Source organism: Leclercia sp. AS011 (genome assembly GCF_037152535.1).
Taxonomy (GTDB): domain Bacteria; phylum Pseudomonadota; class Gammaproteobacteria; order Enterobacterales; family Enterobacteriaceae; genus Enterobacter.
Genome location: NZ_JBBCMA010000004.1, coordinates 75184 through 91319, shown reverse-complemented (window position 1 = coordinate 91319; position 16136 = coordinate 75184). Strand labels below are relative to the sequence as shown.

Below are 16136 nucleotides of genomic sequence, written 5' to 3'. Positions count from 1 at the left end.
AACTCATTTCCCAAACATCAGTGCGGTGAGCACAAAATCCAGAGCCAGTATGGCCAGCGACGAATGAACAACAGTGCGGGTGGTTGCCCGGCTGATACCGGCAGACGTCGGGATGGCATCGTAACCATTGAACAGCGCAATCCAGGCGATGGTCACGGCAAAGACCGCGCTTTTAATCAGGCAGTTAACCAGATCCAGACGCCAGTCAACCGCACCTTGCATCGCAGACCAGAAGAAACCGGCATCGATCCCTTTCCACTGCACGCCAACCATCGATCCGCCCCAGATCCCGACCGCAACAAACAGGATAGTCAGTAGCGGCAAGGAGATCATGCCCGCCCAGAAGCGCGGCGCAATCACCCGGCGCAGCGGATCCACGGCCATCATTTCCATGCTGGAGAGCTGCTCGGTGGCGCGCATCAGGCCGATTTCCGCGGTCAGCGCCGAACCGGCACGCCCGGCGAATAACAGCGCAGCGACCACCGGGCCCAGCTCACGTAACAGAGAAAGCGCCACCAGCATCCCGAGGCTGGTTTCCGCACTGTAGGTGGTGAGGACCAGATACCCCTGCAGCCCCAGCACCATCCCGATGAAGACGCCGGAAACGATGATAATGAGCATCGACAGCACGCCGACATTATAGAGCTGGCGAACCAGCAGAGGGGCATGTTTGCGGAATTCCGGTTTCCCGACCAGCGCATTGAATAACATCAACCCGGCACGCCCGAACGTCCTGATGGTTTTTATGCCACGGTGTCCGAGAGCGGCCAACGCATTTAACAGCATGAGTGGCTTAACTCCCTATTCCCAGTAAATCTATATGATAATCGCCCGCCGGATAACGGAACGGCACGGGGCCATCTGCAATACCGTCGAGGAACTGACGGACACGCGCATCGCAGTTACTCTGTAATGCTTGTGCGCTACCGTGCGCCACAATTTTTTTATCCGCCACGATATAGGCGTAGTCGGCAATGCTCAGCACTTCAGGTACGTCGTGGGTGACCACAATACAGGTTACGCCCAGCGCGCTGTTCAGTTCCGAGATTAGTTTGACCAGCACGCCCATGGTGATGGGATCCTGGCCGACGAACGGCTCATCGAACATGATCAGATCGGGTTCCAGCGCGATCGCGCGCGCCAGGGCCGCACGGCGAGCCATGCCGCCGGAAAGTTCGGAAGGCATCAGTTTTGCTGCGCCACGCAGGCCGACGGCCTCGAGCTTCATCATCACGGTGCTTTTCAACAGTTCCGGCGGCAGCTGAGTATGCTCACGCAGCGGATAGGCGACATTATCGAAGACATTCATGTCAGTAAAAAGCGCGCCGGACTGAAAAAGCATGCTCATCCGTTTACGCACGGTGTAGAGGCGCGAGCGGGACATCGCCGGGATATTTTCACCGTCAAAGAGGATCTCGCCCTGGCTCGGGGGGATCTGCCCGCCAATCAGGCGCAGTAACGTTGTTTTACCAATGCCGGAGGGCCCCATAATGGCGGTGATTTTACCGCGAGGCACGGTGAGAGAGATGTTGTCAAAAATGACCCGGCTGCTGCGCGTGAAGCTGACGCCACGGACATCGACTATATTCGCCCCATTCAGGCTCATGTACATTTCCTTTCTATTGCCGGTTCAGGATCAGCTTGATGCCTGATTTCGCCGCAAACCCAACATTTTTACAGAATATTACCTCTGCAGGTAAGCGAAAGCTGGCATTTGTTTTACTTTTACAACGCATAAAGTCAAAATTAGGAATACGTTACGTCTACAGACAGTATGCAGCGGCAGAGATTTTTTCTCGGTGGACCGGCGAGTATACCTGAAGAAAGGACTTTTGATGCTTCTTGCAACGGCACTGTTAATAATTGGTTTACTTTTGGTGGTCTACAGTGCCGACCGTCTGGTGTTCTCCGCATCAATCCTCTGTCGCTTATTCGGTATTCCCCCCTTAATTATTGGGATGACGGTGGTCAGCGTTGGCACCTCCCTGCCGGAGATCATTGTCTCCGTCGCCGCTTCGCTGCACGATCAGGTTGATCTCGCCGTAGGAACGGCCATTGGCTCCAACATCGTCAATATCTTACTCATCCTGGGGCTTGCTGCACTGCTGCATCCATTTCGCGTGCATTCTGATGTTCTGCGGCGTGAATTACCGCTAATGTTAATTGTCAGCCTTTTGGCCGGTTACGTGTTATATGACGGGCAGTTAACCCTCAGCGATGGCATTTTCCTGCTGGCGCTGGCGGTCATCTGGCTGTTTTACATTGTTAAGCTGGCCCGGGCGGCAGAGAAGCAGGGCAATGACACCTTAACCCTCGAGCAGGTTGCCGAACTGCCGCGGGAAGGGAATTTACCCGTCGCGCTGCTCTGGCTGGGCGTGGCGTTAATCATCATGCCGATGGCAACACAGATGATTGTGGATAATGCCACGGTGCTGGCCAATTACTTCGCCATGAGCGAATTAACCATCGGCCTGACGGTGATTGCCATTGGCACCAGCCTGCCAGAGCTGGCCACGGCAATCGCCGGCGCGCGTAAAGGCGAAGATGACATGGCGATTGGCAATATCATCGGTTCCAATATTTTCAATATTGCCATTGTACTGGGCCTGCCAGCCCTGATCGCCCCCGGCGCGTTTAATCCGCTGGCATTCAGCCGGGACTACGGGGTGATGGTATTCGTCAGCGCCATCTTCGCCCTGCTCTGCTGGCGGCGTAAAAGGCAGATTGGTCAGGGGGCTGGCGCCCTGCTGACGGTGGGATTTATCGTATGGATGGCGATGCTGTACTGGCTCTCGCCTCTTCTCTCTGGGTAAACGGAAACGCATTATGTCGCAAATAGAATTGCAGCCGGGTTTTGACTTTCAGAAAGCAGGAATACAAGTTCTGGAGATAGAACGTGAAGGTCTGGCGCAGTTAGATCAATACATTAATCAGGACTTTAGCCTGGCATGTGAGAAGCTTTTCCACTGCACCGGCAAAGTCGTGGTGATGGGAATGGGTAAGTCCGGGCACATTGGTCGTAAAATGGCGGCCACTTTTGCCAGTACCGGTACGACCGCCTTTTTCGTTCACCCCGGTGAAGCGGCGCACGGTGACCTGGGAATGGTCTCGGCTCAGGATATCGTCATTGCGCTATCGAACTCGGGTGAATCCAATGAGATTCTGGCGCTGATCCCGGTGCTGAAGCGACTTCACGTTCCCCTCATCTGTATTACCAGCCGCCCAGAGAGCAGCATGGCGCGCGCCGCAGATATCCATCTGTGCGTTAAAGTGCCGAAAGAGGCTTGCCCCCTGGGGCTGGCACCCACCTCCAGCACCACCGCTGCGCTGGTAATGGGGGATGCGCTGGCCGTCGCCCTGCTCGAAGCCCGCGGCTTTACCGCCGAAGACTTCGCCCTCTCCCATCCGGGCGGCGCGCTGGGACGTAAACTGCTGCTGCGGGTGAATGACATCATGCACACCGGGGATGAAATTCCGCACGTTAGCAAAGACGCCTCTCTGCGCGACGCGCTGCTGGAAATTACCCGTAAAAATCTCGGCATGACCGTTATCTGCAACGACCAGATGATAATCGAAGGGATCTTCACCGACGGCGACCTGCGCCGTGTATTTGATATGGGCGTTGATGTCCGTAAGCTGGGTATCGCTGATGTAATGACGACCGGAGGGATCCGGGTCCGTCCCGGTACGCTGGCGGTCGAGGTGTTAAACCTCATGCAGTCCCGCAATATCACCTCCGTTATGGTTGCTGATGGCGACCAGTTGCTGGGTGTGGTACATATGCATGATCTGCTGCGCGCAGGCGTAGTGTAATGAAGGATAAGACAATGAGTAATGCGGGTGCATCCCTTGCAACCTGTTATGGCCCGGTCAGTGCGCAGATGATGTCGCAGGCCGAAAACATTCGCCTGCTGATCCTTGATGTGGACGGCGTGCTGTCTGACGGCCTGATTTATATGGGCAACAATGGCGAAGAGCTGAAGGCTTTCAACGTGCGTGATGGCTACGGCATTCGCTGTGCGCTGACTTCTGGCATAGAAGTTGCCATCATCACCGGGCGTAAGGCTAAACTGGTAGAAGATCGCTGCGAAACGCTGGGCATAACCCATCTCTATCAGGGGCAATCCGATAAGATGGTCGCTTTCAGGGACTTACTTGGTAAACTTGCCATCGCCCCGGAAAACGTCGCCTATGTCGGAGACGATCTGATTGACTGGCCAGTGATGGCAGAGGTGGGTCTGAGCGTCGCCGTTGCCGATGCGCATCCGCTTTTGATCCCGCGCGCTGACTATGTCACTCGTATCAACGGTGGCCGCGGCGCGGTAAGAGAAGTCTGCGACCTGCTGCTGCTGGCGCAAGGTAAGCTTGATGAGGCCAAAGGGCAATCGATATGAGTAAAACCAGACGTTGGGTTATTATTCTGCTTTCGCTGGTAGCACTGGTACTGATTGGCGTGAATCTCGCTGACCGGGACGACGAAGAAGCGCCGACGGTCAATACTAACGATCCAACATACAAAAGCGATCATAGCGATACCGTGGTCTATAGCCCGGAAGGGGCACTGAATTATCGCCTTATCGCTCAGCATGTTGAGTATTTTTCCGAACAGGGCGTCTCCTGGTTTACCCAACCGGTGATGACCACGTTTGATACCAATAAGATTCCGACATGGTCGATTAAATCAGACCGGGCAAAACTGACGAATGACCGTATGCTTTATCTGTATGGTCATGTTGAGGTGAATGCGCTGACCGCAGACGCACAGCTGCGCAAAATCACAACCGATAACGCACAGATTAACCTTGTGACTCAGGATGTCACGTCGCAGGATCTGGTTACGCTATACGGCACAACATTTAATTCCAGCGGTCTGAGAATGCGCGGGAACTTACGCAGCAAGAACGCAGAGCTGATTGAAAAGGTTAGAACCTCCTATGAAATTCCAAGCAAACAAACTCAGCCTTAAATTTGTTATTGCCAGCGCGATGCTGGCCGTCAGCCTGCCTGCACTTGCTGTGACGGGTGATACCGAGCAGCCAATTCATATCGAATCCGATACGCAATCGCTCGATATGCAGGGCAACGTGGTGACCTTTACCGGCAATGTTGTCGTGACGCAGGGCACCATCAAAATCAACGCCGATAAGGTGGTGGTGACGCGTCCTGGCGGGGAAGACGGTAAAGAGATTATCGATGGCTACGGCAATCCGGCCACTTTCTACCAGATGCAGGACAACGGTAAGCCGGTGAAAGGCCACGCCTCCCAGATGCACTACGAGCTGGCGAAAGACTTCGTGGTGCTGACCGGCAATGCGTTCCTCGAGCAGCTCGACAGCAACATCAAGGGCGACAAGATCACCTATCTGGTGAAAGAGCAAAAAATGCAGGCCTTCAGTGAGAAAGGCAAACGCGTAACGACCGTCCTGGTCCCATCGCAGCTGCAGGACAAAAATAACACTCAGGCCCCGGCACAGAAAAAGAGTAACTAATTCGTTATGGCAACATTAACTGCAAAGAATCTCGCCAAAGCCTACAAGGGCCGTCGCGTAGTGGAAGATGTCAGTTTGACCGTCAACTCCGGCGAAATTGTCGGCCTGTTAGGTCCTAACGGTGCGGGTAAAACCACCACCTTTTATATGGTGGTCGGCATTGTTCCGCGCGATGCGGGTAACATCATCATTGATGACGAAGACATCAGCCTGCTGCCTCTCCACGCGCGTGCCCGTCGCGGCATCGGTTACCTGCCGCAGGAAGCCTCCATTTTTCGCCGTCTGAGCGTCTTCGACAACCTGATGGCGGTGCTGCAGATCCGTGACGACTTGACCGCCGAACAGCGTCAGGATCGCGCCAACGAGCTGATGGAAGAGTTTCATATCGAACATCTGCGCGACAGCCTGGGTCAGGCCCTCTCCGGCGGTGAACGCCGCCGCGTGGAAATTGCCCGTGCGCTGGCCGCCAACCCGAAATTCATTCTCCTCGATGAACCTTTCGCGGGCGTTGACCCGATTTCGGTTATCGACATCAAACGGATTATCGAGCATCTGCGCGACAGCGGCCTGGGGGTTCTGATTACCGACCACAACGTGCGTGAGACGCTGGCGGTCTGTGAGCGTGCCTACATCGTCAGCCAGGGCCATCTTATTGCTCACGGTACCCCGCAGCAGATCCTCGAAGACGATCATGTTAAGCGCGTGTATCTTGGGGAAGACTTCAGACTCTGATAGGGTAGAAGTTCAGTCTCGCGTAAACGGAGAAAAATGCTCTGAACATGAAGCAAGGTTTGCAATTAAGGCTCAGCCAACAGCTGGCAATGACGCCGCAGTTACAACAGGCTATCCGTCTGTTGCAGCTGTCGACGCTGGAACTTCAGCAGGAGCTGCAGCAAGCGCTGGACAGTAATCCCCTGCTTGAGCAAACCGATCTTCACGACGAGGTAGAAACTCAGCAAACCCAGGACAACGAAACGCTCGACAGCGTGGACGCGCTGGAGCAAAAAGAGATGCCAGACGAGCTCCCTCTCGATGCCAGCTGGGATGAGATCTACACCGCCGGTACGCCATCCGGCACGCGCGCAGACTACCAGGACGATGAATTACCGGTTTATCAGGGCGAGACTACCCAGTCGCTACAGGATTACCTGATGTGGCAGGTGGAGCTGACGCCATTCTCTGATACCGATCGCGCCATCGCCACCTCCATTGTCGATGCCGTCGATGAGACCGGCTATTTGACCGTGTCGCTGGACGACATTCTGGAAAGCATCGGCGACGACGAGATCGAGCCTGAAGAGGTCGAAGCGGTTCTCAAGCGCGTGCAGCGTTTTGATCCGATCGGCGTCGCGGCACGCGACTTACGCGACTGCCTGCTGATCCAGCTTTCGCAGTTCGTCAAAGAGACGCCGTGGCTGGAAGAGGCGCGCCTGATCGTCAGCGAACATCTGGATCTGCTGGCTAACCATGACTTCCGCTCCCTGATGCGCGTCACGCGGCTGAAAGAAGAGATCCTGAAAGAAGCGGTCAATCTGATTCAGTCGCTGGATCCGCGTCCGGGTCAGTCCATCCAGACCAGCGAACCCGAGTACGTCATCCCCGACGTGCTGGTGCGCAAGCATAACGGCCTGTGGACCGTGGAACTCAATTCCGACAGCATCCCGCGTCTGCAAATCAATCAGCAGTACGCCTCGATGTGTACCAGCTCGCGCAACGACTCGGATAACCAGTTTATCCGCAGCAATCTTCAGGAGGCGCGTTGGCTGATTAAAAGCCTCGAGAGCCGCAATGATACCCTGCTGCGCGTCAGCCGCTGCATCGTTGAGCAGCAGCAGGCCTTTTTCGAACAGGGTGAAGAGTTTATGAAGCCGATGGTGCTGGCCGATATCGCCCAGGCCGTCGAGATGCATGAATCGACGATTTCCCGCGTGACGACGCAGAAGTATCTCCACAGTCCGCGCGGTATTTTTGAGCTTAAGTATTTTTTCTCCAGCCATGTCAACACCGAAGGCGGCGGCGAAGCCTCGTCGACGGCCATCCGGGCGCTGGTGAAAAAATTGATCGCCGCGGAAAACCCCGCGAAACCACTGAGCGACAGTAAGTTAACCACCATGCTGTCCGATCAAGGTATCATGGTGGCACGCCGTACTGTTGCGAAGTATCGAGAGTCTTTATCCATTCCGCCGTCAAACCAGCGTAAACAACTGGTCTGACACAACCGATAAGGAAGACACTATGCAGCTCAACATCACTGGACACAACGTCGAGATCACTGAAGCTCTGCGCGAGTTTGTGAATACAAAATTCGCCAAGCTTGAGCAGTATTTCGAAAGGATCAATCAGGTCTACATTGTGTTAAAAGTGGAAAAAGTGACTCATATCTCGGATGCGACCCTGCATGTCAACGGAGGCGAGATCCATGCCAGTGCGGAAGGACAAGACATGTACGCGGCTATCGACGGCTTGATTGACAAGCTGGCACGACAGCTAAACAAACATAAAGATAAACTGAAACAACACTAATTGTCCGGGCAGTTAACGGGTGCAGGTTGGCCTGTTGTGAAACACAACGGGCCCTTTGTACAGTTAGCGCTTAGGTGAAATTATGATGAATAACGATTCAACTCTACAACTGAGCAGTGTCCTTAATCAGGAATGTACCCGCAGTGCCGTCCACTGCCAGAGCAAAAAACGTGCGCTGGAGATCATCAGTGAACTGGCCGCAAAACAGCTGAGCCTGCCGCCGCAAGTAGTCTTTGAAGCGATCCTGACCCGCGAAAAAATGGGCAGTACCGGCATCGGCAACGGCATCGCCATTCCCCATGGCAAACTTGAAGAGGATACGCTGCGCGCTGTAGGCGTGTTTGTTCAGCTGGAAACACCTATCGCTTTTGATGCCATTGATAACCAGCCTGTCGATTTGCTGTTTGCCCTGCTGGTGCCAGCCGATCAGACCAAAACACATTTGCACACCCTCTCGCTGGTGGCGAAACGTCTGGCGGATAAAACCATCTGTCGCCGTTTGCGCGCGGCACAGAGCGATGAGGAGCTTTATCAAATCATTACGGAAACGGAAGGCAATCAGGATGATGCGTAATCGGGTGATGGCTTTGACATCTGTAGTCCTGAGGAGAAACGGTACATGGTGCTGATGATCGTCAGCGGTCGTTCGGGATCCGGGAAATCGGTCGCCCTGCGAGCGCTGGAAGATATGGGCTTTTACTGCGTGGATAACCTGCCGGTAGTGCTGCTGCCCGAGCTGGCAAAATCCCTTGCCGATCGGCAGATTTCCGCCGCAGTCAGCATCGACGTGCGTAACATGCCGGAATCGCCGGAGATCTTTGAGCAGGCGATGAGCAGTTTGCCGGAGGCGTTTTCACCTCAGCTGCTGTTCCTTGATGCCGATCGCAATACGCTGATCCGTCGCTACAGCGATACCCGCCGCCTGCATCCGCTCTCCAGCAAAAACCTGTCGCTGGAAAGCGCCATCGATCAGGAGAGCGATCTGCTGGAGCCGTTGCGCTCACGCGCCGACTTGATCGTTGATACCTCCGAAATGTCCGTCCATGAACTGGCGGAGATGCTGCGTACCCGTCTGCTGGGCAAACGCGAGCGCGAGCTGACGATGGTGTTTGAATCCTTCGGCTTTAAGCACGGTATCCCTATCGATGCAGACTATGTGTTTGACGTGCGCTTCCTGCCGAACCCGCACTGGGATCCGAAGCTGCGTCCGATGACCGGCCTGGATAAGCCCGTCGCCGCGTTCCTTGACAGGCATACGGAAGTGCATAACTTTATCTATCAGACGCGCAGCTACCTTGAACTCTGGTTGCCGATGCTGGAGACAAACAATCGCAGCTACCTGACGGTGGCGATTGGCTGTACCGGGGGCAAACACCGTTCGGTCTATATTGCTGAGCAACTGGCTGACTATTTCCGCTCACGCGGCAAAAACGTGCAGTCCCGTCATCGTACGCTGGAAAAACGCAAAACATGACCGTAAAGCAGACCGTTGAGATCACCAATAAGCTGGGCATGCACGCACGCCCGGCAATGAAGTTATTTGAACTGATGCAGGGGTTTGACGCGGAAGTTCTGCTGCGTAATGACGAAGGCACTGAAGCCGAAGCCAACAGCGTAATTGCCCTGCTGATGCTGGACTCCGCCAAGGGCCGACAGATCGAAATCGAAGCCACCGGCCCGCAGGAAGTCGAGGCGCTGGCGGCAGTGATTGCCCTGTTCAACGCCGGGTTTGATGAGGATTAATGCAGCTTATTGGCCTGCATAAAGCCTTCCCCACCCAGTTGACGCATCTGGCGCAGGATCCACGCCTGACGGCTGCGTACATAGCCTGAAGGCGCGCTGGCCTTAAAGCGAATTGGGTTGGGTAACACGGCGGCCAGCAGCGCGGCCTCGGATGCCGACAGGCGACTGGCAGGTTTGTGGAAATAGCGCTGGGCAGCGGCTTCGACGCCAAAGACACCCTCGCCAAACTCCGCGATATTCAGGTACACCGTCAGGATGCGTTTTTTACTCCACACCGTTTCGATTCCCAGCGTCAGCCCGGCTTCTAATCCCTTTCTCATCCAGCTACGCCCGTCCCACAGAAACAGATTCTTCGCCGTTTGCTGAGACAGCGTCGATGCGCCGCGAATCCGGCTCTCATTACGCTCGTTATGCGCTAACGCCTTCTCTATCGCCCCAACGTCAAACCCCCAGTGCTCCGGGAACTTCTGATCTTCAGCGGCAATCACGGCCAGCCCCATCCACGGCGAGATCTCATCCATACTCACCCAGTCAGAGTGGGCAATATAGCTGAAATCGCCTCGCAGCCAGCTCCCCAGCTGACGTTCAATCATCACCGCGGAAAACGGCACCGGCAGGAAGCTAAACAGGGCAATGCCGCCGCCCCAGAAGACCGCCAGCACCAGCAGAACGCGAATAACGATCCGTCTTACCCAGCCAGATCGGGGACGCTTCAACTTCATGCTGCCAGCACCAGCACCCGGGCGACCAGTTTCTCAATGCCTGCCGCGACCTCGGCAATGTTCTGCGCCAGCATGTAAGCAGGGGTGGTCACGATCCGGTTCTCTTCGTCGACCACGATATCGTCCACCGGACAGGGGATATGCTCCCCGCCCATCTCCTCGATGACCTCAGCAGTATCAATGTCAGTACCGATGGTCAGACGCAGCGGAATATCAAAGATGGCCGGCAGCATCGCCGGGGCAATGCAGATAAAGCCCAGCGGTTTTCCGGCCTCATGCATCTGTAGCGCCAGGGTTTTTAAATCGCTCTCCACCCGGCAGGCGCTGCCCTGAAGAGCAAAATCGCTGAGGTTCTTTGCGGCACCAAAACCGCCCGGCACAATCAGCGCATCCAGTTCTGCGGCACGCGCCTCACTGAGCGGGCGGATCTGCCCGCGAGCGATCCGCGCCGCTTCAGTCAGGACATTTCGGCTTTCCGCCAGCGGTTCGCCGGTGAGGTGGTTGATGACATCAGTCTGGGCTTTATCCGGTGCGAAACAGACCGCTTCTGCGCCATTGCGCGCCAGCGCCAGCAGCGTCAGAACCGCTTCATGAATTTCAGAACCATCGTAAACACCGCAACCACTCAGTACTACTCCGACCTTTTTCATCCTGCGATCCCTTTCGAAAATGTTAAATGCACATTAAAAATTCTGATTAAAATGGTGTGCTTCACACATTTAACTGATTCATGTAACTAATTATTTAAGATTTGCTATCTTAACTGCGTGCGGCCTGAATTTTCCGGCTACGCCATTATCCTAACAATAACGACTGAAGGCGCAGCCAAGATTTCCCTGGTGTTGGCGCAGTATTCGCGCACCCCGGTTTAGCCGGGGTCATTTTTTTCTGTTCTCCACCCAGGCTTTCAGGACGGCCACATCGTTTTGCCACTCCTGCTTCATCTCTTCAACCCATTCACCCACGTTATCTTCCCACGCCGGTAATTCCGGAGACTGGATCTGCTTGCCCAACTGCTGCAGATGGCGCAAACCAATAGATCCAGCGGCACCTTTGATCTTGTGGCCCTCTTCAACCACGCCTTTCTGATCCCGCGCCGTCAGGTTGGACTCCAGCACGTTCAGATAGCCCGGCATCATCTTTTCAAATATGGCGATACCGTCGGTAATCAACTTCGGGCCCACCAGATCGATGTACTGCTCCAGCATCTCGATATCCAGCAATGACTGCGCTTTTTCCGTATCTACCGTCGTCATGGTGCTCTCCTCTTCGTCACAGGTGTCCCAGTACTTCTTGATCATGGCGGTTAAGGCAGGTACCGCCAGCGGTTTGCTCAGTACGTCGTCCATACCGGCATCGAGGTACTCTTTTTTGTCTTTCAGCACGTTGGCGGTCAGTGCCACCAGCGGCGGTAGTTCATCGCTGGCGTAGCGGCTGGTCAGCTCCCGGGAGATATCGAGCCCGGTCATGTCCGGAAGCTGAATGTCCAGCAGCACCAGGTCGTATTCTCCTGGGGTGAACATCTCCAGCGCGGCCTTACCGGTCATGGCGACATCCACGCTGCTGCCGAGTTTCTCCAGCACCGAGCGCGCCACTATCACGTTCAGCTCAATGTCTTCCACCAGCAGCACGTGCAGGGCTGGCAGCGGCATATCGTCGTGGGCGAAGGTATCCTCGACCTCCTCCGCCACCGCCGGGGCACGGACGCTCAGTTTAAATACCGAGCCGTGTCCAGGGTTGCTGGTCACCGTAATGTCGCCCCCCATGCTCTTCGCCAGGCGGCGCGATACGGCCAGGCCAATGCCGGTACCGGTGGCAGGTTTGCCCCCCTGGCTGTCTTTAACCTGATAATACATGGCGAAAATCTTGTCCTGCTCCTCCTGCGGAATACCGATCCCGGAATCTTCCACCTCGAAGTGCAGCATCTCGCCCTCACCGTAACGCACGCGAACCGCCACCTGGCCCTTCTGGGTAAACTTGACCGCGTTGCTGATCAAGTTCCACAGGATCTGGCGCAGACGCGTACCGTCAGTCACCACCTTGTGCGGCAGCGGCAGGGTTGGCTCCATCACAAAGCGTAGCCCTTTCTGCTGCGCCTGCAGGCCGGAGAGGTTCTCCAGATCGGCCAGGAAGCCGGTAAAGTCCACCGGCTGGTTATCCAGCTGGACTTTGCGCCGCTCCATCTTATCCATATCAATGATATCGTTGAAGATATTGCCGAGCGTAACCGCTGAAACGTGGATCGTTTTCAGATATTTCTCCTGCTCGGTCGTCAGTTCGGTATCGAGCAGAATGCGGCTTAACCCCACGATACCGTTGAGCGGGGTACGCAGCTCATGGCTGATGGTAGAGATAAAGGTGGTTTTATCCCGGCTGGCGCGCTCAAGGGCATCCTGATAGCGCTTACGCTCGGTAATGTCACGCCCGAAACCCATCAGCCCGTGGCGTTTCCCGACGCGGTCGTAATAAGGCACTTTGCGGATTTCAAAGCAGGCTTTGCGCCCGTCCGGGTAGTCGAGCCACTGTTCGTAGGTCAAAGAGACGTTGTGACGAAACACCTTCTCGTCAGTTTCGATAACTTTGGCCGCCGCTTCAGGTGAGTAGACGTCCTGCGGACGCAGGCTGACGAGTTGTTTTTCACTTTTGCCGGTCAGGAGCTCCATCGCCCGGTTACAGCCGGAGAACTCTTTGTCTTCGTTGCGGTAGAAGACCAGATCCGGGGAGGCATCAAGGAAAGAGCGCAGGAAGGAGGATTGCTGCTCAAGCTGGATTTGGGTCTGCTCGCGCTCCTTCATTTCGATTTTCAGCTGTTCCAGGGTGGTCTGGCGCTCGGCCTCCGCTTTTACGCGGTCTGAGATCTCCTGGTTCAGCTGGGCAATGTTATCTTTCAATTGCACGTTGAGCTTCAGATCGCGCTCGCGCATCTCCTCCAGCTTTTCCACCACCCGGGTCAGCCGCTGGCGGGACTCTTCCAGCTGTTCAACCACCACCGAGAGGAAATAGACCGCCCAGGGGGTGATCAGCAGGCCGAAGAAAATAGACCGGATAAGGTCAATGCTCTCAACCTGGCCGTGCAGCACCATGGTAATGGCCATCTGCACCACAATGGCCAGCACCACCAGCGCCAGCGCCAGCAGAAGGGAGAAGCGGACCAGGCCGAGCTTCATCATCAGATCGACATAGTATTGCGCCAGTAACCGAATTTGCTTCATAGGGGATCTCTTCACGACGTCATCGCACAATAATACTCAAATTCCAGGCAAGACGTTGAAGGTTGTGCAAAAAAGTGAGGGGTAGAACAGAGGAGGCACCTCATCTCCCAAAGCGGGAGATGAGGTGTGAGGCATCAGGAGCGCTTCAGCAGTAGCCAGAGGCTGATCAGGAAGAAAGAGGCGCTCGGCAGCAGCGCGCCAATGAATGGCGGGATACCGTAAACCAGGGTCAGCGGACCAAAGATCTGATCGAGAACGTAGAAGACAAAGCCGAAGCTGATACCGGTGACAACGCGCACTCCCATAGGAACGCTACGCAGCGGACCAAAGATAAACGACAGCGCCATCAGCATCATCACCGCCACGGAGAGCGGCTGGAAGATCTTGCTCCACATGTTGAGTTGATAACGCCCGGCATCCTGGCCGCTCGACTTCAGGTATTTCACGTAGTTGCGCAGGCCGCTGATGGACAGCGCATCCGGATCCAGAGCCACCACGCCGAGCTTGTCGGGAGTCAGGTTGGTCTTCCAGGTGCCCGTAACCGTCTGCGAACCGGTGATCTGCTTCGGATCCTGCAGGTTCGACTCGTCCACCTGGGACAGACGCCAGACCTTTTTATCGGCATCGAAGGTGGCCGAGGTAGCATAACGAACCGCCTGCAGACGACGCTGATCGTTAAAGTTATAGATGCTCACGCCGCCGAGGGTATTGTCGCCGGTAACTCGTTCGATATAGACAAAGTTATTCCCGTCTTTCGCCCACAGCCCTTGCTGAGTGGAGAGCAGCGAGCCGCCATACATCATCTGCGCGCGATAGTTACGCGCCATCTGCTCGCCCTGCGGAGCAACCCACTCGCCCATCGCCATGGTCAGCAACACCAGCGGGATCGCGGTTTTCATCACCGACAGCGCAACCTGCATGCGGGTAAAGCCCGAGGCCTGCATGACCACCAGCTCACTGCGCTGCGCCAGCATCCCCAGCCCCAGCAGAGCGCCTAACAGCGCCGCCATCGGGAAGAAGATTTGCACATCTTTCGGAATACTGAGCAGGGTGTACATCCCCGCGGCCATCGCATCGTAGCTCCCCTGCCCGGCCTTTTTCAGCTGGTCAACAAACTTGATGATGCCGGAGAGCGACACCAGCATGAATAAGGTCATCATGATGGTGGTAAAAATGGTTTTACCGATATAGCGATCAAGAACGCCAAACGCCTGCATTACACCGCTCCTTTACGCGTAAACCGGGCTCGTACACGGCGCATCGGCACGGTATCCCACAGGTTGAGGATGACGGCCAGCAGCAGATAGAGTCCGTTAATCACCCAGGTCCAGATAACCGGGTCGATTTTTCCTTTACCGCCATTCGATTTGATCGAGGTTTGCAGCAGGAAGAACACCAGATAAAGCAGCATCGCGGGCAGCATGGAGAGCACGCGGCCCTGACGTGGGTTAACCACGCTGAGCGGCACGACCATCAACGCCATCATAAATACGGTGAATACCAGCGTGATTCGCCAGTGCAGCTCCGCACGGGCGCGATTGGTATCGGTATTGATCAGCGTGCGCATGTTCATTTGCTCAGTATCGGTAGGATCCAGCGCCACCGTCTGATGACCAATAATTGCCTGATAGTTCTGGAAGTCGGTAATGCGGAAATCACGCAGCATCGCCGTGCCTTCAAAGCGGGTGCCTTTATTCAGGGTCACGATCTGCGACCCGTCTTTACCCTGTGCGAGCTGACCGGAGTCGGCCACCACCACGGAGGGACGGGCATTACCTTTAGGGCGGAGTTGCGCGAGGAAGACTTCGTTAAAGCGGCTGCCGTCCACGCTTTCTATAAACAGCACGGAGTTACCGTCGGTTGCCTGCTGGAACTGCCCCTGTGCCAGGGCGGCCATGCCGGGGTTCGCTTTAGCTTCAGCCAGCACTTCATCCTGATGACGCGAGGAGACAGGGCCGGCCCACATCACGTTCACCGCAGCTACAATGCCGGTAAACAGCGCCAGGACCATGGCGGCTTTGATCAGGACCGCTTTGCTCAGACCACATGCGTGCATGACGGTGATTTCACTTTCGGTATAGAGTTTACCGAGCGTCATCAGCAGTCCGAGGAAAAGGCTTAATGGCAGGATAAGCTGCGCCATTTCAGGCACGCCTAACCCGAGCAGGGAAAGCACCAGATTTGTGGGAATTTCGCCGTCGACAGCCGCGCCGAGGATCCTCACCAGTTTCTGACAGAAAAAGATCAGAAGCAGGATGAAGAGTATCGCCAGCTGGCTTTTTAGCGTCTCCCGCACCAGATATCTTATGATTATCACATTAAATACGCCCGTAAAAACCCGTCTCTTTGCAGGAAAATCGCTTGTTTCATGGCTTAAACGTCATTTATTCTCTTGAGTCGTCGAAATCATCGCTAAGATTAGAACACCCGGCGGATTCGCGCTTCAG

At 55.5% G+C, this 16136-nt stretch carries 18 protein-coding genes; 11 read left to right on the top strand and 7 right to left on the bottom strand.

Going from position 1 to position 16136, the window contains the following annotated elements; translation table 11 throughout:
* Nucleotides 1-3: 3 nt before the first annotated feature.
* Together mlaE and mlaF are read right to left on the bottom strand one after the other, a co-directional pair.
* On the bottom strand, nt 4-786 hold the full coding sequence (gene mlaE, locus WFO70_RS16515) for a lipid asymmetry maintenance ABC transporter permease subunit MlaE (RefSeq protein ID WP_142487251.1): 783 nt from the start codon (nt 784-786) through the stop codon (nt 4-6).
* 7 nt (nt 787-793) lie between these two features.
* Nucleotides 794-1606 (bottom strand): phospholipid ABC transporter ATP-binding protein MlaF, encoded by an 813-nt coding sequence (gene mlaF / locus WFO70_RS16510; RefSeq protein ID WP_337017596.1) that lies wholly within the window; start codon nt 1604-1606, stop codon nt 794-796.
* A 229-nt stretch (nt 1607-1835) separates the two neighbouring features.
* On the opposite strand from mlaF, the gene WFO70_RS16505 reads away from it, so the two are divergent.
* From WFO70_RS16505 to npr, 11 genes are all read left to right on the top strand, one after another.
* Nucleotides 1836-2813 carry a calcium/sodium antiporter gene (locus tag WFO70_RS16505; RefSeq protein WP_337017594.1) on the top strand — a complete coding sequence of 326 codons (978 nt, stop codon included), beginning with the start codon at nt 1836-1838 and terminating at the stop codon, nt 2811-2813.
* Nucleotides 2814-2826: 13 nt separating this feature from the next.
* Nucleotides 2827-3813 carry an arabinose-5-phosphate isomerase KdsD gene (kdsD, locus tag WFO70_RS16500; RefSeq protein WP_337017592.1) on the top strand — a complete coding sequence of 329 codons (987 nt, stop codon included), beginning with the start codon at nt 2827-2829 and terminating at the stop codon, nt 3811-3813.
* A gap of 14 nt (nt 3814-3827) precedes the next feature.
* Nucleotides 3828-4394, top strand: coding sequence for a 3-deoxy-manno-octulosonate-8-phosphatase KdsC (gene kdsC, locus WFO70_RS16495; protein WP_333853424.1), 567 nt, complete (start codon nt 3828-3830; stop codon nt 4392-4394).
* Nucleotides 4391-4966 (top strand): LPS export ABC transporter periplasmic protein LptC, encoded by a 576-nt coding sequence (lptC, locus tag WFO70_RS16490; protein WP_337017588.1) that lies wholly within the window; start codon nt 4391-4393, stop codon nt 4964-4966. Before kdsC ends, lptC begins: the two co-directional genes overlap by 4 nt.
* A complete protein-coding gene (gene lptA / locus WFO70_RS16485; protein ID WP_337017586.1) occupies nt 4935-5489 on the top strand; it encodes a lipopolysaccharide ABC transporter substrate-binding protein LptA in 555 nt (184 codons plus the stop codon). Before lptC ends, lptA begins: the two co-directional genes overlap by 32 nt.
* 6 nt (nt 5490-5495) lie before the next feature.
* Entirely contained in the window at nt 5496-6221 is a 726-nt protein-coding gene (gene lptB, locus WFO70_RS16480; RefSeq protein WP_325933400.1) for an LPS export ABC transporter ATP-binding protein, read from the top strand.
* 47 nt (nt 6222-6268) lie between these two features.
* Nucleotides 6269-7702 carry an RNA polymerase factor sigma-54 gene (gene rpoN, locus WFO70_RS16475; protein ID WP_337017584.1) on the top strand — a complete coding sequence of 478 codons (1434 nt, stop codon included), beginning with the start codon at nt 6269-6271 and terminating at the stop codon, nt 7700-7702.
* Nucleotides 7703-7724: 22 nt separating this feature from the next.
* On the top strand, nt 7725-8012 hold the full coding sequence (hpf, locus tag WFO70_RS16470) for a ribosome hibernation promoting factor (protein ID WP_106994839.1): 288 nt from the start codon (nt 7725-7727) through the stop codon (nt 8010-8012).
* A gap of 82 nt (nt 8013-8094) precedes the next feature.
* Nucleotides 8095-8586, top strand: coding sequence for a PTS IIA-like nitrogen regulatory protein PtsN (ptsN, locus tag WFO70_RS16465; RefSeq protein ID WP_039031625.1), 492 nt, complete (start codon nt 8095-8097; stop codon nt 8584-8586).
* Nucleotides 8587-8631: 45 nt separating this feature from the next.
* Nucleotides 8632-9486, top strand: coding sequence for an RNase adapter RapZ (gene rapZ, locus WFO70_RS16460; protein ID WP_106994840.1), 855 nt, complete (start codon nt 8632-8634; stop codon nt 9484-9486).
* Complete coding sequence (npr, locus tag WFO70_RS16455) at nt 9483-9755, top strand: PTS phosphocarrier protein NPr (RefSeq protein WP_032614489.1); 273 nt, start codon at nt 9483-9485, stop codon at nt 9753-9755. The genes rapZ and npr overlap by 4 nt, the downstream gene beginning before the upstream one ends.
* Here npr and mtgA read toward each other — a convergent pair.
* The 5 genes from mtgA to lptF all read right to left on the bottom strand — a co-directional run bounded on the left by mtgA (nt 9752) and on the right by lptF (nt 16006).
* Entirely contained in the window at nt 9752-10477 is a 726-nt protein-coding gene (gene mtgA, locus WFO70_RS16450) for a monofunctional biosynthetic peptidoglycan transglycosylase (RefSeq protein WP_442913393.1), read from the bottom strand. The two genes, npr and mtgA, sit on opposite strands and share 4 nt — an antisense overlap.
* Nucleotides 10474-11127 carry an isoprenoid biosynthesis glyoxalase ElbB gene (gene elbB, locus WFO70_RS16445; protein WP_337017581.1) on the bottom strand — a complete coding sequence of 218 codons (654 nt, stop codon included), beginning with the start codon at nt 11125-11127 and terminating at the stop codon, nt 10474-10476. Before elbB ends, mtgA begins: the two co-directional genes overlap by 4 nt.
* Nucleotides 11128-11355: 228 nt before the next feature.
* A complete protein-coding gene (gene arcB, locus WFO70_RS16440; RefSeq protein ID WP_337017579.1) occupies nt 11356-13689 on the bottom strand; it encodes an aerobic respiration two-component sensor histidine kinase ArcB in 2334 nt (777 codons plus the stop codon).
* 134 nt (nt 13690-13823) lie between these two features.
* Complete coding sequence (gene lptG, locus WFO70_RS16435) at nt 13824-14906, bottom strand: LPS export ABC transporter permease LptG (RefSeq protein WP_337017578.1); 1083 nt, start codon at nt 14904-14906, stop codon at nt 13824-13826.
* Nucleotides 14906-16006, bottom strand: coding sequence for an LPS export ABC transporter permease LptF (gene lptF, locus WFO70_RS16430; protein WP_337017575.1), 1101 nt, complete (start codon nt 16004-16006; stop codon nt 14906-14908). The genes lptG and lptF overlap by 1 nt, the downstream gene beginning before the upstream one ends.
* Nucleotides 16007-16136: the final 130 nt, after the last annotated feature.

Coding starts and splice junctions, on each gene's coding strand:
- mlaE (WP_142487251.1), bottom strand. CDS start 786: ATGCTGTTAAATGCGTTGGCCGCTCTCGGACACCGTGGCATAAAAACC.
- mlaF (WP_337017596.1), bottom strand. CDS start 1,606: ATGAGCCTGAATGGGGCGAATATAGTCGATGTCCGTGGCGTCAGCTTC.
- WFO70_RS16505 (WP_337017594.1), top strand. CDS start 1,836: ATGCTTCTTGCAACGGCACTGTTAATAATTGGTTTACTTTTGGTGGTC.
- kdsD (WP_337017592.1), top strand. CDS start 2,827: ATGTCGCAAATAGAATTGCAGCCGGGTTTTGACTTTCAGAAAGCAGGA.
- kdsC (WP_333853424.1), top strand. CDS start 3,828: ATGAGTAATGCGGGTGCATCCCTTGCAACCTGTTATGGCCCGGTCAGT.
- lptC (WP_337017588.1), top strand. CDS start 4,391: ATGAGTAAAACCAGACGTTGGGTTATTATTCTGCTTTCGCTGGTAGCA.
- lptA (WP_337017586.1), top strand. CDS start 4,935: ATGAAATTCCAAGCAAACAAACTCAGCCTTAAATTTGTTATTGCCAGC.
- lptB (WP_325933400.1), top strand. CDS start 5,496: ATGGCAACATTAACTGCAAAGAATCTCGCCAAAGCCTACAAGGGCCGT.
- rpoN (WP_337017584.1), top strand. CDS start 6,269: ATGAAGCAAGGTTTGCAATTAAGGCTCAGCCAACAGCTGGCAATGACG.
- hpf (WP_106994839.1), top strand. CDS start 7,725: ATGCAGCTCAACATCACTGGACACAACGTCGAGATCACTGAAGCTCTG.
- ptsN (WP_039031625.1), top strand. CDS start 8,095: ATGATGAATAACGATTCAACTCTACAACTGAGCAGTGTCCTTAATCAG.
- rapZ (WP_106994840.1), top strand. CDS start 8,632: ATGGTGCTGATGATCGTCAGCGGTCGTTCGGGATCCGGGAAATCGGTC.
- npr (WP_032614489.1), top strand. CDS start 9,483: ATGACCGTAAAGCAGACCGTTGAGATCACCAATAAGCTGGGCATGCAC.
- mtgA (WP_442913393.1), bottom strand. CDS start 10,477: ATGAAGTTGAAGCGTCCCCGATCTGGCTGGGTAAGACGGATCGTTATT.
- elbB (WP_337017581.1), bottom strand. CDS start 11,127: ATGAAAAAGGTCGGAGTAGTACTGAGTGGTTGCGGTGTTTACGATGGT.
- arcB (WP_337017579.1), bottom strand. CDS start 13,689: ATGAAGCAAATTCGGTTACTGGCGCAATACTATGTCGATCTGATGATG.
- lptG (WP_337017578.1), bottom strand. CDS start 14,906: ATGCAGGCGTTTGGCGTTCTTGATCGCTATATCGGTAAAACCATTTTT.